The 15598-nt window shown below is 50.0% G+C and carries 11 protein-coding genes; all 11 read left to right on the top strand.

What is annotated here, in order from left to right:
• Positions 1-1535 (top strand): hypothetical protein (locus tag HYX48_03310; protein MBI2742925.1); only part of this gene is annotated, 1535 nt, incomplete at its 5' end.
• 246 nt (positions 1536-1781) lie between these two features.
• On the top strand, positions 1782-3506 hold the full coding sequence (locus HYX48_03305; GenBank protein ID MBI2742924.1) for a hypothetical protein: 1725 nt from the start codon (positions 1782-1784) through the stop codon (positions 3504-3506).
• Between the two features lie 130 nt (positions 3507-3636).
• Positions 3637-4209 (top strand): hypothetical protein, encoded by a 573-nt coding sequence (locus tag HYX48_03300; protein ID MBI2742923.1) that lies wholly within the window; start codon positions 3637-3639, stop codon positions 4207-4209.
• Positions 4210-4414: 205 nt separating this feature from the next.
• Entirely contained in the window at positions 4415-5668 is a 1254-nt protein-coding gene (locus HYX48_03295) for a hypothetical protein (GenBank protein ID MBI2742922.1), read from the top strand.
• 241 nt (positions 5669-5909) lie between these two features.
• Complete coding sequence (locus tag HYX48_03290; protein ID MBI2742921.1) at positions 5910-6440, top strand: transposase; 531 nt, start codon at positions 5910-5912, stop codon at positions 6438-6440.
• Positions 6441-6559: 119 nt separating this feature from the next.
• A complete protein-coding gene (locus HYX48_03285) occupies positions 6560-7009 on the top strand; it encodes a hypothetical protein (GenBank protein MBI2742920.1) in 450 nt (149 codons plus the stop codon).
• A 103-nt stretch (positions 7010-7112) separates the two neighbouring features.
• Complete coding sequence (serS, locus tag HYX48_03280; GenBank protein MBI2742919.1) at positions 7113-8384, top strand: serine--tRNA ligase; 1272 nt, start codon at positions 7113-7115, stop codon at positions 8382-8384.
• Positions 8385-9674 carry a M18 family aminopeptidase gene (locus HYX48_03275; GenBank protein MBI2742918.1) on the top strand — a complete coding sequence of 430 codons (1290 nt, stop codon included), beginning with the start codon at positions 8385-8387 and terminating at the stop codon, positions 9672-9674. It begins immediately after the preceding gene.
• Complete coding sequence (locus HYX48_03270) at positions 9671-10426, top strand: VIT1/CCC1 transporter family protein (GenBank protein MBI2742917.1); 756 nt, start codon at positions 9671-9673, stop codon at positions 10424-10426. The genes HYX48_03275 and HYX48_03270 overlap by 4 nt, the downstream gene beginning before the upstream one ends.
• Positions 10423-12381, top strand: coding sequence for a heavy metal translocating P-type ATPase (locus tag HYX48_03265; GenBank protein ID MBI2742916.1), 1959 nt, complete (start codon positions 10423-10425; stop codon positions 12379-12381). Before HYX48_03270 ends, HYX48_03265 begins: the two co-directional genes overlap by 4 nt.
• 23 nt (positions 12382-12404) lie before the next feature.
• Positions 12405-15497: an NAD-glutamate dehydrogenase gene (locus tag HYX48_03260; GenBank protein ID MBI2742915.1), complete on the top strand. Its 3093-nt coding sequence runs from the start codon at positions 12405-12407 to the stop codon at positions 15495-15497.
• Positions 15498-15598: the final 101 nt, after the last annotated feature.

Genomic DNA, 15598 nt, shown 5'->3' with positions numbered 1-15598 from the left:
GCGGAGCCTCTGCAGGCGAAGCTGACCAGCTCAAGCGAGACCTCGCTCAACTCAAAGAAGCTCACACTGCCGCAGAAAGAACTGCTGCTGAGCAAGCTGAACAAGACAGAGCTGCGATCGAAAAGCTCACCGCCGATCTTGCCGCTGCAAATAAAGCTGGCGAAACCTCTGCTGACGAAGCTGCACAGCTCAGAAACCAGATCGCAGAACTCCAAGCTGCTCAAACTGCCGCTGCTAGAAAAGCTGGCGAAGACCAAGTCAAAATCGAGCAGCTTACTGCTCAGCTGGACGATGCGAATCAAGCTAGCAAGAGAGCAACTGGCAGAGCCGAAGATCTCGAGAAAGAACTCACGCTGCTCAGGAAAACCCACGCTGCTGCTGCCGAGCAAGCCGATAAAGACAGAGTCGCAATTGCAGACCTTACAGCTAGGCTTGCCGCTGCTCAAAAAACTGCTACAGAGCAAGCTGAAAAAGACAAAGCTGCTATCGACAAACTCACAGCCGATCTTGCCGCTGCAAATAAAGCTGGCGAAACCTCTGCTAGTAGAATAGAGGAGCTCCAACGAGAGCTCGCTCAACTCAGAGAAGCCCAAGCAGCTGCTGCTGGGAGAGCTGGCGAAGACCAAGTCAGAATCGAGCAGCTTACTGCTCAGCTTGGTGAAGCTCAGACTGCCGCTGCTAGAAAAGCCGCAGAAGACAAAGCTGAGATTGAAAGATTGACTAAGGAAGCCAAAGATGCCGCAGAAAGTGAAGCATTTACGCAAAGATTCCTTTCAGATAGCACAAAACATGCAGAAAACCTTAAGGCAATCATAGAAGGCCAGGAAGAGAAGTTAAGACAGCTTGATGCTCTAAAACGAGCACTCGCAGAAAATTCAGACAAATTCACAAAACTCCAAACTGAAAGTGCTACTACTATCAATTCTCTTAGAAAGGAGCTGGATGAAGCAATGACCGCCTTGCTCCAGGCGGATGCAGCTAAGGAACAGAGCTCGCACACTGAGACAACTTTAAGAGCCACCATCATAACTCATGAAGGCGCACTAAAAATTCTGCAAGAAAAGTATAAAGCACTAGAGTTTGAAGCAGCACAAGCAAAGGCTAGAGCAAGAGCAGCGGAAGCCACCAAAGTAGAAGTAGATGCCCAAAACAAAGCATTAAGAGATGATGCACGTCCTCTCCTAGAAAGGGTAGCTAAAGCAGAAAAGAGAGCCCACGAGCTCGAACAAGCTGCCAGACCAGAAGTAGCCCAGCAACTTGCCGCAGCCGAAGAACGAGTCCGCGTACTAGAGAGAGCTCTGAGAGAAAGAGAGAACCGGATCGCAAGAGGGGAAAAGTGCAAAGATTGGGAAGCATATAAAACCTGGAGAAATGGAACGATTGGAAAGTTCACTCAGTGGCAAACTGAGGAAACCGATCATGATGAGTCTGAGGCGGGCGCAGCAGGCGCGGGCAACGGAGCTGGTGGCAAACCTGGTCCTCAACCAAAACAAGCATATGCGCCAAAGGGAGCGGCTCCAGCCAAAAAAGCTTAATCCCCTCTTTCTTTAACCGAGCAAAGAGAGCTTCTTTTTTGGAGTGCGGCGACTCGGCGCCGCTTTTTCTTAAAATCGACTTGTCGATTTTTCTCTAACAGAGCGCTACTCATCAAATTTGCTTTTGAAAAGGAGAGCTACTTTTAAAAAGCAATCTTGATGCTGGATTTAATTATTTTGTACACATTGCTAATTTAATTATTTTTATGTAAAACCTTCTCCTCAAAACATAAAAAGGATCGATTTATGACTTCTATCCCACAAATTACCCCCGTTGTCGTAGGCGAGAGCAACTGCACCTCATGCGTCGTCTCGCTTCTGCGCGCAGAAGATATGCACTGGGCAGTAAAAACTGCGCTCTACGCTATCGCGTTCTTTGTCGCTGCTGCGCTATTTGTCTCGGTCGTGGGCAACCTCCTTCTCTTCGATGTGGTAGAGGAGTTTAACACTCAAAAACTAAGAGATCAATTTGAGCGCGCTAACGCACCCAATCTCGAAGCGATCCGCACTCTTCAGGTTCAGCTAGATCAAGCTAGACAGCCTAAAGCACCTGTAGAAGACAGGGCAGCTCTTCAAGCAGCACAAGTCGATCGCGCCGCTCTCGAGAGACTTGAACTTGATAATCTCAATCTGCGGCAGCAGGTTGGCCGCCACCCCGCTGAGCTGGCAGGTTTACGTGAGCAACTACGCACACAAGAAGAAACAGCAGCAGATAGGATCTCTGCCTTAAGAGAAAAGCTTGTTGCCTCAAAAAGTGAACATGCAGATTTTGTTAGACAATCCTCTCCTCTCATCAGACGCCTCGAGAGTGCTTTAGAACAAGCAGAGATACATTCTTCTGGTATTCAAAGGAGGTATGAGTTTGCACTAAGCGACATTGAGCGTTTCAAAGGAGACATTAAGGCAGCTGCTGCAATTGAGAAGCAAAATGCTGAACAAATTCAAAATTTAAATGAACTGATAGAAGATCAAAGAAGGTGCACCCAAAGTTTTGAAGATCTTCACACAAATGCAAGATTAGAGCTTGAAACAACAAAAAAAACTCTCAGCGAATTGGAAGAGCGGTTTGCAGCAGTAAGTGAGAGCCTCCGAAAAAAAGAGACTGAAATCGAAGCTCTGTCCGGAGAGCTCAGCAGAACCCAAGAAAGCGAAAAAAGTCTTCAAGACATTATTAATGCACAAAAAAGAGAGCTCGATGCAACTGCTTCACTATCCGCTGATTGGCGCCTGAAATTTGAACAGGCCGACACTCTACGCATTGAGGCTGCCGCCTCAAGAGATTCATTCCAAGAACAGTTAAATGCTCTTCAGTCGTCCGCTCAGGGAGAGACTTCTGAGCTCTCACAGCGGCTTCTTTTAATAAGCTCTCAAAGGGATGATGCCCAAAGGCTAAACAGAACTTTGCAGACGGAGATTGATGGTCTGAAAAAGGAGCTTCTCGCGACAAAGCAAAGAGAAGATCAGCTACGCACCAAATGCGAAGATCTATCAAAAAGGCTCATAGAAGCAGCAGAAAGAGCTCAAAAGGTTGGAGAGGCCCATACTCAGCGAGTGCAAGATCTGGTAGCTCAACAGACGCTAAAAGCAGACCAGATTATGTCGTTAACAAACGATCTAATGAAGAAAACCAATGCAGCAGCATGGAACCGAGATCGCACACTTGCGCAAAATCTAGCGGCCGACAGAGCAATCAGTGCCGCTTCAGAACAATCTTCTTTTACCAGCCTTGGCTTAACTGCCTCTCTTCCACTCTTTCATACTGGCATGGCAGAGGCTGCAGAGCCTGCCGAAAGTGCAGCCAGCGCCACTCCATCTAGAAGGCTATCTGACGATCTAAAAGATGATCTATTAGAATTTGAAAGGGATTTCAACCCTCACCTTGGGCCAGCAGTTCAAGCTGTTTCAATGGATCTCCCAGCAGCAGGAGCAGGGGCTGGTGTAGGGGCAGGAGCGGGAGCTGGAGGTCAGTAAAAATTTTACAAGACAAAATGAATGAATTTATACCGATTGCTATTTTAAATATTTTTAAGTAGAATGTACGCATCAAAAAAATGAGAAAGGATTAACTTCTCATTCTCAACAAGAACAAGGAGCTTTTAACATGGCATCAGCAACACCAAGAATCGATCTAGCAGTAGCGCGTCTCGGACAAGCAAACTTCATGGAGCCGGTAGTGGATTTCATCCGCGCTGGCGAAAACATCGGCCTGAAAGCTGATGATCTCTTCGGCTTAGGCGAAGCGGCAAATACACTCGTAAAAGTAATCACCTACGTACTCACATTCTTCGTCATGGCAGCCCTCACACTCACAGGTGCTGGTATCGCCCTGAACGCTTACGGAATCCAAGAGTATGCACGTCAGAATGGAGTTGCCCTGCTCAAAACTGGAAACGACTTCTTAATACCTGCTGAGCAACAAGCACTGGCACAAGCGAACACAGCACATGCTGCCGCAATAGATCAACTCACTCAGCAGAAAGATGGTGAAATTGCAACACTTCGAGGTCAAGTGGGCACTCTCACTACACAGCTGGGTGCTGCTACACAAAAGAGAGATCAGTTGCAAGTATACGTTGACGCTGACATCGCAGCAAAAAGAAGAGCTGCCGAGCAGCATCAGAAAGATTTAGCAGCGGCTGCAGCACTCGGTAGCCCAGCTCCTCAAGACCCATAAGCACATACTGCTACTTTGTAGCTATAAGAGCACTTCGGCCTAGCCGAGGTGCTTTTTTTTGAATGCAAGGCATTTACGACAATTAAAAATTTTCATAGTTAAAAAGCATGAAATATTTTAATCATTGCTTCGCTAAATAGATTAGTTATAAAATAGATGCTCTTAACAAGAGAACTTAACATTAAGAAAACAAGAGGTTTTTATTATGTCATCAGCACCACTTCCACTTATTAACATTAATCCAGCTCAAGCTGTGCAGGAAGCTAATTGCACTGCAAGTATCGTGAGCTGCATCATCGCCCTGGAAGATTGTGGATGCGTCGGAACAGTAGCTGCATTTGCCCTCAAATTCTTCCTCGCTGTCGCTCTTACAGCGACCGGCGTTGGTTTCCTCCTCGTCCTTATGGGAGCAAGTGAATATGGCCGCCAGACCGAAGCCAAACTCATCGACACTAAAAACCGTGAAGTCACCGACCTTTCAGCTGAAGTTGTCCGCCTAAGAGCTCAAGTAGTTACTCTCACTGACGAGCGCAACGGAGCAGATGGCGTTGCAACTCTCAGAAATAGAATCGCAGATTTGGAAAGAGAGATCGATGGTCTTGAACTAATCCGCAGTCAAAACCAAGAGTTTATCGGTCAGATCCAACAACAAAAATCGGCATTTGAAGGTACAGCACAGCGTCTCGGCGCTGAACTCTCAGTTGCAGTCGCAAGAAACTCCGACCTGACAGCAGCAGCAGCTAGAACAGATGATACTATCGCGCAAGTTCAAGTTGAACTTGATAGGTTAAGGACTGAAAACACTCAATTTAGAGAGCGTAGCCAAGCTCTTCTGGCTGAACTCGAGGGGTTGAAAAAAACTATTGCTGAAGAGCCAGCTAGTCTTGCAGCTCGCGTGGTTGACCTCGAAGATAGATTGAAAGGTACGGAAACCAGATTGGCGCAATCTGATAAAGCTTCCAAGGCTATGATGGCCGCTTCACTTAAACAGGCAGCAGAAGCAAGTGCTGCCGGAGCTGCAAGCGAGCAGTCTAGCAAGCGTGTGGCTGAACTCGAAAGCCAGGTTGCCGCTTTAAGAGGCGAGATTGCTGCTATAAGAGCAGACTTGGAAGCCAGTGAAGAGACTGCTAGAAGCCAGGATGGTCTAATCACTGAGTTAAATAGCACGCTAGCTGAAAAAAATGTAACTCTTCAGAAGAGTGCAGCTTTTATCCAAGAACAAGCAGCTTCCATTAGAGAAAAAAAAGCTGAAATTGAAAGACTCGCAAGTAGAAATATTGATCTTTCAAAAGAACTTGAGATGCGCGAGACCGTATTTGACGATAGTTTTGCAGATCTAGAAGGCGATGATTCTAGCGCAAAACCAGCAGGCGCTGGTGCAGGCGCTGCAACTCCTAGCGGGCCGCTTACAGCTGCTCCTGTCGTTCAAAATGGCGACGATCATCACGAAACGTTCTAACCTCTAGTTAGATTTCTGGTTAAGCAGAGCGCTCTGGCCTTCGGGCCAGAGCGTTTTTCTTTTTTATAAAACTCTTTTTGAAGCTATCTTTTTTGGAGTGCGGCGACCTGGCGCCGCTTTTCTCGATATCGACCTGGCGATATCTTTCTATTCTCTCTGTCTAAGATCAAAAAGAGACGTCGCCGGGTCGACGTCGAAAAAAGCGGCGCCAGGTCGCCGCACTCCAAAAAAGAGATAGTACATGAGATCTTGGCCTCACGCCCCTCTTCACTCTTTCAATGAGAGCGGCACGTATATGGTAACTGGTGCAACTCTCAATAAAGCACCCTATTTTAAAGAGAGCCAAGAACTAGACCTTTTACACGATCTGCTGTTAGAACTTGCTCCGCAGTATGAGTGGAAACTTGAGGCGTGGGCAGTTTTTGCGAACCACTACCATTTTATCGCTCAATCTCCTGATAATTCCACTTCTCTAAGTAAGTTGATCTCGCACCTTCACGCCTCCTCTGCACGGCAATTAAATCTTTCGCACCAGACACCAGGTAGAAAAATTTGGTATCAATATTGGGATTCGAAAATCACTTTCCAAAACTCCTATTTGACAAGACTTAATTATGTGATGAAAAACCCTGAACGACACAAAGTTGCTATAGATTCAAAGCAGTACAAGTGGTGTTCAGCGAACTGGTTTGAAACGCACAGTTCTAAAGCCTACTATGACACTGTAACGAGCTTAAATAGCGATTCGATTAGCTTGCTGGACGATTTCTAGGAGTTTAGGGTGACGTCGCCAGGTCGCCGCACTCCAAAAAAGAAATTGTTTTTGCATGTTGAGATAATTGCGAATTTTGTTTTAAACTCTATGACAAAATTATTATTTCAAAGAGATTTATGACTGGTTATGTTCTTAGAGTTGTAGGGGAGCCGAACTTTTTGGAGCCGCTGGTGAGCCTGATACGCAGGGAAGCCGAGGCGGACACCTGCACAAAGATCATCACTTGGGCTTTGACCTTCTTTGCTATTCTGGTGCTGAGCCTTTCGGTGATTGGGATTCCTCTTGTGGTGATGGGCGTTATGGAGTACGCCCGCCAGGAGCACCAGAGAGCCTTTGATAGGCACACCGACGAGATAATTGGCGAAATCAATGCCGGTTTTGCACGGATAGAAGAACGAAGTAGAGTAGCACGCGAGCAGCTAGCGCTTCAGCCGCCGCCCCCTAGCCCACCCCCTACTGCCGAAGATCTGGAAATAGCAGAGATCATACGAGAGTTCACCTCTCCCCAAAAGTCCCCTGTCAAGCATCGGCCGGCTGGGACTCCTCTTTCTCTTCGGAAAGTTTGACATTTTGACCAGCTAGGACCTATATTCGCCTTCCAATCCAATTGGATGCCGCCATGCAAAATATGGTGCTGCCAAGCGGATCTCCACATACAAGGAAAAGGCGATGCTCGACATTAAACTACTGCGCAAAGATAGAGCCCACTGCGAGGCTAAACTTAAAACTAAAGACCCGTCTATTGATCTCTCGCCAACTTTAGCACTGGATGAACGCATCCGTGAAATCAAGGTGGAAGTTGAGGAGCTGAAATCGAAGCGCAACCAGCTCTCTCAAGAGATTGGAGAGAAGAAGCGAAAGAAAGAGGACGCCTCCGCCCTGATGCAAGAGGTCGCAGGCTTCGGGGAGAAGATCCGTCTGCTCGACCATGAGCTTGTGGAGATCGAAGCTGCCTTCATGCAGAAGTTCGCCTCTCTTCCCAATCTGCCGATGGATGATATCAAGGTCTCTTTAGAGCCGAAAGATAACGTCTGCATCAAGACTGTGGGTGAGAAAAAAACCTTCACCTTCCCATTTAAAAATCACGTAGAACTCAACGAGAAGCTGGGGTTATTCGACTTCAAGCGGAGCGCTAAAACCTCTGGAAGCGGCTGGACAGCCTATACCGGGATGGGAGCGAGGCTAGAGTGGGCGCTGATCAACTTTATGCTGGATACGCAGATTGAGAATGGCTTCAAGATGGTGATGCCGCCTCACCTTGTAAAGCCTGAGATCATGTTCGGCTCTGGGCAGCTTCCAAAATTTGAACAGCAGCTCTTTAAACTGCACGACGAGCAGTACAACCTCTACCTTATTCCGACTTCAGAGGTGGTACTAAACGGGATGCACTACGATGAGATCTTCCATGAGGAGGAGCTCCCACTTAAGTACTGCGCCTACACTCCCTGCTTTAGAAGGGAGGCGGGCTCTGCGGGCTCGCAAGAGCGCGGTCTGATTAGAACCCACCAGTTCAACAAGGTGGAGATGTTCTCTTTCACAACTCCCGAACAGAGCGAGCGCGTCTTCAATGAGATGCTCGCAAGCGCCGAGCAGGTGCTTCAGGGGTTAAATCTCCACTACAGACTAATGCTGCTTGTAACGGGCGACATGTCGTTTGCAGCAGCAAAGACGGTGGATATCGAGGTCTGGCTGCCTGGACAGAATCGCTACTACGAGGTCTCCTCGGTGTCGCACTGCACAGACTACCAGGCGCGTCGTTCAATGATCCGCTTTAAGAAGAACGAGGAGAAGCCAGAGCTCGTCCATACGTTGAACGGCTCTGGTCTTGCCACCTCTCGCCTCATGGTGGCTCTTCTTGAGAACAATCAGCAGCAGGATGGATCGGTTACGCTCCCTCTTGTGCTGCACAAGTATCTAAACGGGATGAAGGAATTAAAATAGATGGCTTACCTACTAGACGATTTATGCGCGTTTCTCGATAGTTCGCCCACAGCGTGGCATGCGACAGAGCAGATCGGCAACCGTCTAGCTCTACAGGATTTCACTCCACTTGCTGAAGACGAGCGCTGGAGCTTAGAGAAGGGAAAGAGCTACTTCGTGATCCGCGGCGGGTCGATCTGCGCCTTCTCTCTTCCTGCAAAAACGCCAAAAGAGGCGATGATCTTAGCATCGCATACCGACAGCCCTGCGCTGAAAATTAAGCCTAATCCTGAGGTGCAGAAAGAGAACATGACTCTTTTTGGAGTTGAGGTGTATGGCGCTCCTCTTCTCTCCTCTTGGCTCAATCGAGATCTTGCAATTGCAGGGCGCGTTGTGCTCTCTGACAATAAGGGGAAGCTAGAAGAGCGGCTTGTCTTCCTGGGAGATGTGCCTGTCTTTATTCCACAGCTCGCACTCCATCTTGATAGAGAAGTAAATGAGAAGGGGCTTCTTCTGAATAAACAGGATCACCTCTTTCCTGTAATTACGCTTCAAAATGTAGAAGAGAAGGAGAAGAAGACTTTAGAGCTTCTGTTAAGGCGCCACCTCTCCTTCCACTCTCTCCTCTCTTTCGATCTCTTCTTAGTGCCTATCGAGAAGAGCCGCTACATGGGAAGCGAGGGAGAGATGATCGCCTCCTACCGTCTAGACAATCTGTCGAGCGCGCACGCCTGCTTATCGGCACTTGCACTTGCAGATAAATCCCACTCGAAAGCGCTGCAGATGGCGATCTTCTACGATCATGAGGAGATCGGCTCGCGCTCATCCGAAGGCGCTGGCTCCCCTTTTCTCAGCGATGTGCTTAAGCGCATTGCACACTCCTACAAGATGGATGATGAAGATCTAGCGTGCATGAAGAGCCGCTCGCTCTGCGTGTCGGTGGACGTAGCGCACGCGCTCAACCCCAACTACTCAGGTAAACATGATGCGAGCCACGCACCGCTTCTGGGAAAGGGAGTTGTGCTTAAGTTCAATGCAGATCTTAAATACGCGACATCCGCCCTCTCTTCTGCAAGGCTGACACAGATCGCACAGAAGAACTCTCTGCACCTTCAATCCTTCGTCTCTCGCAATGATATCCCTTCAGGCGCAACGGTGGGGCCCCTCATTGCACAAGGCCTTGGAATTCCCGTGGTAGACATCGGCTGCCCAGAGCTCTCGATGCACTCTGCACGCGAGGTTATCGCCTGCCAGGATTATTTAGATCTCTGCTCTCTTCTCACACACCTGCTGCAGGATAAAAGCACATGAGTCCCACTCATACACCTGAAGACCACTTTCAAGGAAAGAGCGTGCCAGAGCACTTGAAGGAGGCGCGCAGAAAAGGAGCTCTCGCATCGAGTGAGATCCACGGCACAGAGATAGCCGGACACATCGGGGCGTTTGCAGATAGCGCAAAAGAGAGCGCCGTCTACCTGCTTCTTCTCTGGGTGGTACTGCACCAGATGCAGATGCCCTTCTCTCAAATGGTGGCGATTCTCTCTCTCTTCTCTTGCGGGCTGCTGATCTGGAAGGCTGGAAGGTCTGCGCTGCTGGGCTGGGCAAGGCTTGAGAGGCTCCACCGCGTGATCGAAGAGGAGCGCTGGGAGATCGAACACCACAGAGCACAGGAGAGAGAGGAGCTCTACGAGCTCTACCGCGCGAAGGGCTTCAGTGGAAAGCTTCTGGATGAGGTGATCGAAGTGCTGATGGCAGATGACAACCGCCTTCTAAATATCATGCTAGAAGAGGAGCTCGGTCTCACACTCGAGGTCTACGAACATCCTTTAAAACAGGGCGCGTTTGCAGCACTTGGCGTTTTAGGAGCTGCTGGCTCGCTTCTACTTCTACTCCTCGCTATCCCTTCGTTCGGCCTTCCACTTGGATCTCTCATCTGGATCTCACTTGCTGTTATCCTAGCTACAAGACAGGAGAAGAACCAGGCTTCGCCTGCACTGGTCTGGAATCTCGCTACAGTTGCGATGGTCGCGGCCTTCGCCTTTTTCCTCGTGAAAATACTATGAATACCCCCTATCTCTTTGATGAGTTCTTCGCCTCAGGTAGAGAAGAGAGCATCAGCCCCTTTTTAACACCGAGTTCGCGCAAGTGGGGAAGAAACCTTCCACTTAAAAGCGCAAGCCTATCAGCGCTGCTTCTCGCCCTCTCCTTTTCAGCCTCTTTTTTTAATCCTCTCCTCTCTTCACTCCTTCTCGTTGTCGTCTACTTTCTGGTGGGCACGCCCGCTCTTATCGGCACAGTAGATGACTTGAAGAACTTTGAGATCAATATCGATGTCTTGATGACGCTCGCAGCACTGCTCTCTGTGGTGATAGGCAGTGGAATGGAGGGAGCGCTCCTTCTCGTGCTCTTTGAATTCTCTGCTGCGATGGAAAGCGCAGTGACGCAGAAGACAAAAAGCGCGCTTGTCACGCTGAATCGTCTCTCACCTAGAACCGCTTGCGTAGTGCATGAAGATGGAAGCCTCTTCGAGCAGTCTGTGCGCGAAATCAGTAAAGGCGCAAAGCTTCTGGTAAAAGCCGGTGAGATCGTCCCGCTCGATGGGGTCGTGCTGCAGGGAAGGTCTTCGGTCAATCTCGCACACTTAACAGGAGAGAGCCAGCCCGTCTTCATGCAGCCAGGCGATGAGGTGGCAGCAGGAGCTCTCAATATCGAGGGGGCTCTTACTATCGAAGTCTCTCGAAGCTCTGCCGACTCGACTCTCAGCCGGATCATCAACCTCATCGCCCACGCGCAAGAGGCGAAGCCGCGCCTTGTCCGCCTCATCGACCGTTTTGGAAAAGGCTATGCGCTTATAGTGATGGGCCTCTTCTTCTTCTTTGCGCTTACACTTCCGTGGCTCCTCTCTATCCCCTATCTCGGAACAGAGGGGAGCATCTACCGCGCGCTCACCTTTCTTATTGCCGCGTCGCCCTGCGCACTAATCATCGCAACGCCAACCGCCTATTTAAGCGCGATCTCCTCGTGCGCCAAGCGCGGTATTCTGCTGAAGGGAGGCGTCATCTTTGATGGACTCGCCCGCTGCACGACGATGGCATTCGATAAGACGGGAACGCTGACAACGGGAACGCTGCAGTGCATCTCATTCTCGACTCTGTCTAAAAACTCACCCTACAGCGAAGAGCTCGCTCTCTCTGTGGCTGCTGCAATCGAGCGCAATGCGGTCCATCCGATTGCAGAGGCTATCTTGCGCCTTGCAGAAGAGAGAGGGGTCTCGCCTCATCAGATCGACCACTTTAAATCGACGCCCGGATCTGGTCTTGAGGCGGAGGTTACAACTCAGAAGGGAAAGGTCCACGCCTACATCGGAAATGCAGATTTTGTTCTATTCAGAGCTCCCGCATTTGAAACTCTTCTCTCTAACAAAAGTCTCGAAGGAGAGCTCTCTACTTTTCTCCTTCTTGGCGATGCGCTCTTTGTATTTAAATTTGTCGACGCGATCCGTCCTGGTGCACGCGAGGTTATGCGCACGTTGAAAGAGAAGCAGAAGCTCGACCTCATCATGCTAACAGGAGACCGCATTGAGAACGCGACATATGTAGCAAAGGCGCTTGGAATCGAAGAGGTTTTTGCAGCTCTTCGTCCCGAGCATAAACTTGAAAAGGTGGCCGAGCTTGCGCGCACGAAGGGGCTTGTGATGGTGGGAGATGGAATCAACGACGCTCCTGCTCTTACACGCGCAACGATCGGCATCTCGCTGGGGCGTGTGGCAAGTGCAACCGCGATGGATGCATCCGACGTGATCCTGCTGAGTGAAGAGCTCTCTCTTCTTCCCTGGCTCATCAATAAATCGCGCGATACCCTCTCGATCGTAAAGCAGAATCTATCCCTAGCGCTCGCCGTTATTCTCTTTGCAACCACACCTGCTCTTCTCGGCTTCATCCCTCTGTGGGCCGCTGTCCTCCTTCATGAGGGCGGTACCGTTCTTGTAGGTCTTAACAGCCTTCGCTTGAAAAAATAAATTGAATCGTGTCTAGTGTGGGAATGGCCGCACCACCACAAGACCGTCCCTTCTTAAGAGAACAGCTCAAACAGGCTCTTCAAAAGGAGAGTAAGCGTTTTGAGGAGTTCTACCTCTGGATCTGCGAGCACATGCCTCCCAGCTTTTTCGAGGAGGTTAGGGGCGATAATCTCCTGCTGATCACGCACAATCTGATGGGTCTTAACCTCCAGGAGTTCTTCTCCCACATCCACCTCAAAGGCGGCGCCATCTCCCTCTGCCTCGAGAGCACCGATGCAGACTTAAGAATTTTGAAACACTTCCGCCGTTTTGGCATTAAAGACTACCGCGCCTTTGTCTCTAATGCGGCGCCTCCGCTCCCCGGAACAAATAGCTTCCTCCGCATTGCAATCACAACCTTCACGGGCATGCCAAGCCAGCAGCCCGCTCCCGAGGAGATCATCTCGCAAGAGAGGCAGAAAGAGCTTTTAGAGCTTGTCAGAACGCGCAACCCTCAAGTGACCGATGCAGAGTTTAAAAAGCTGATCGAGGGGATGAATCCCCGCTTTCTAAAAGCGCTTGGGACCGAGAGGCTGATCGCAGCACTCGACATGTTCTTCCGCGCGGAGACGCGCGACCACTGCCAGTATGAGGTGAAGAGAGTTGAAGACTGGGAGAAGAGAAAAGACTCCCCTTCGCTCCAGATCGTGCTCGCCTGGCGCAATGTGCCCAAGCATGGCTTCCTCTACAGACTCGCTAAGATGATCCACAGGCACAGCCTTGCGATCAAACGCGTCAACACCACCTACATCGATCCCTACAGCAGCAAGAACGTTCTAATCATGTCCCTGGGACTCCATGGCATCAGCGGAAAAGCGGCATGGGAAGAGGCGGACGTCCTCGACTTCTTGCGCGAGCTCGTCACTCTAAAATATTTTGAAGGGATGGAGTCGATCGAATCGCTCTTTGTCGATTCGGGCCTCGTGCGCGGCAACATTGGCCATCTGATTAAGTCGATGATCTCCTTCGTCCACCAGGTGCTTGTGCATGAAGATGTGCACATGTACTCCCTCTCGCAAGTCGAAGAGGGGTTCAGCCGCCATCCCGAACTCATCGTGCAGATCTGCGAAGCCTTCGAATGGAAGTTCAATCCCGAGAAGCACAACCTCGTCAAATACGAGACGATCCGCGAGAGCCTTCTTAAGCTCGTTAACGAGCTAGATACTGGACAGGAGCTGAACGACAAGAGACGCAAAAACATCCTGAAACAGGCGCTCAACTTCGTCCACTTTACGCAGAAGACAAACTTCTATCGCAACAACAAGACGGCGCTCTCCTTCCGGCTAGATCCCAACTATCTTTCGCATGCGCCCTACGACTACAAAGAAAAATTCCCCGAGCTCCCCTACGCGATCTTCTTCATGAAAGGCATGTACTTCATCGGATTCCACGTCCGCTTTAAAGACCTCTCGCGCGGCGGACTTCGCACCGTCTTTCCAGAGAAGATGGAGCAGCTGCTCGTCGAGAGAAACAACGTCTTCGCAGAATGCTACGGCCTCGCCTACACGCAGCAGAAGAAGAACAAGGACATCCCAGAGGGCGGAGCCAAAGCGGTTATTCTGCTCGAGCCCTACGAGAGGCTCCTTGCCGAGGGAGAGATCTATGCAAAAGAGCTAGAAGAGGCGGGATTAAAACTCTCCGAGATTCAAGAGAGAACGCTCGCCTTCGATAAAGAGCATAAGCTCGAATACCTCCACCAGAGCCAGCGCGCCTACGTCGAGAGCTTCCTCACGCTCGTTAACTGCGAAGCAGATGGAACGTTAAAAGCTAAAGATGTCGTCGACTACTGGAAGAAGCCCGAGTATATCTATCTCGGACCAGATGAGAACATGCACAATGAGATGATCGTCTGGATCGCAAACTTCAGCAAGCGTCAAGGCTACAAGCCCGGAAGCTCCTTTATCAGCAGCAAGCCCGGCGCTGGCATCAATCACAAGGAGTATGGCGTCACCTCTCTAGGCGTTAACGTCTATGTAGAAGAGGTCTTACGCTATCTCGGCATCGACCCTACCAAAGACCCCTTCACCATTAAAATGTCGGGCGGACCCGATGGAGATGTCGCAGGAAATGAGATCTTAAACCTCGCGCGCTTCTATCCGAAGACTGCAAAACTCGTTGCCCTCACCGACGTCTCTGGAACGATCTTCGATCCTCAAGGACTCGACCTTCCTACCATGGAGAAGCTCTTTCACGAGGTGAAGGCGATTCGCTTCTATCCTCCAGAGAAGCTCTCAGAGGGGGGCTTTCTCCTCGACCTTCGCTCGAAGAGAGAGCAGACCGCTTATGCCCAGCAGACGCTCTGCTGGAGAAAGAAGGGAGGCAAACTGATTGAAGAGTGGCTCTCTGGAAATGAGATGAACCACCTCTTCCGCAGCAATGTGCACCAGACCAAGGCGGACATCTTTGTTCCGGGCGGAGGCCGCCCCCGCACACTTAACGATAATAACTACAAAGACTACCTCGATGCCGAAGAGCACCCCACCTCAAAAGCCGTTGTCGAAGGCGCCAACCTCTATATCACTCCATGGGCGCGCAAATCGCTTGAGAAATTGCAGCTGCTAATCATTAAGGATAGCTCTGCAAATAAAGGAGGCGTGATCTGCTCCTCATTTGAGGTCCTCTGCGGCCTCTGCCTCTCCGAAGAGGAGTTCATCAAGGAGAAGCCAGTCCTCATGAAGGAGATCCTCGAGATCATCCGCGGAAGAGCTAAAGATGAGGCGCAGCTCCTCCTTCGCACACACAAGCAGACCGGCTCCTTCTTAACCGATATCTCCGACTGGATCTCAGAGAAGATCAACTCGTTTACCTACGAACTTCTCGACTACCTGGTAACCCAGACCCTCAGTAACGACCCGGAAGACCCTCTTATCCGATGCCTCCTTAATTACTGCCCTCCGCTGCTTAGATCGCGCTATCAGAAGCGGATCCTACTGGAGATACCCGATATCCATAAGAAGGCGATAATCGCCTGCTATATCTCTTCCAGGCTGGTCTACAGTCGCGGGCTCGACTGGGCCCCCTCCGTGGTCGATGTCCTCCCCCTCATCGCACACGATCCTGCAATCATAGAGCCTTAATAATCAATACGATACAAAACAATCAAGCAGTCATCTTATCCGACTGCTAAATTTTTGTTGCGTTTACCTTTCACGCTTTGCTATAATCGGGGATAAATCAA

The organism is Chlamydiales bacterium (assembly GCA_016185065.1).
In the GTDB taxonomy this organism is placed as follows: domain Bacteria; phylum Chlamydiota; class Chlamydiia; order Chlamydiales; family Rhabdochlamydiaceae.
Note: the sequence above shows the minus strand (reverse complement) of the source record. Positions and strands in the feature narration are given on the sequence as shown.

Bases quoted from the DNA above. Each gene is read 5' to 3' on its own strand.
- HYX48_03290 (MBI2742921.1), top strand. From the start codon at position 5,910: ATGAGATCTTGGCCTCACGCCCCTCTTCACTCTTTCAATGAGAGCGGC.
- HYX48_03260 (MBI2742915.1), top strand. From the start codon at position 12,405: ATGGCCGCACCACCACAAGACCGTCCCTTCTTAAGAGAACAGCTCAAA.
- serS (MBI2742919.1), top strand. From the start codon at position 7,113: ATGCTCGACATTAAACTACTGCGCAAAGATAGAGCCCACTGCGAGGCT.
- HYX48_03275 (MBI2742918.1), top strand. From the start codon at position 8,385: ATGGCTTACCTACTAGACGATTTATGCGCGTTTCTCGATAGTTCGCCC.
- HYX48_03300 (MBI2742923.1), top strand. From the start codon at position 3,637: ATGGCATCAGCAACACCAAGAATCGATCTAGCAGTAGCGCGTCTCGGA.
- HYX48_03285 (MBI2742920.1), top strand. From the start codon at position 6,560: ATGACTGGTTATGTTCTTAGAGTTGTAGGGGAGCCGAACTTTTTGGAG.
- HYX48_03270 (MBI2742917.1), top strand. From the start codon at position 9,671: ATGAGTCCCACTCATACACCTGAAGACCACTTTCAAGGAAAGAGCGTG.
- HYX48_03265 (MBI2742916.1), top strand. From the start codon at position 10,423: ATGAATACCCCCTATCTCTTTGATGAGTTCTTCGCCTCAGGTAGAGAA.
- HYX48_03305 (MBI2742924.1), top strand. From the start codon at position 1,782: ATGACTTCTATCCCACAAATTACCCCCGTTGTCGTAGGCGAGAGCAAC.
- HYX48_03295 (MBI2742922.1), top strand. From the start codon at position 4,415: ATGTCATCAGCACCACTTCCACTTATTAACATTAATCCAGCTCAAGCT.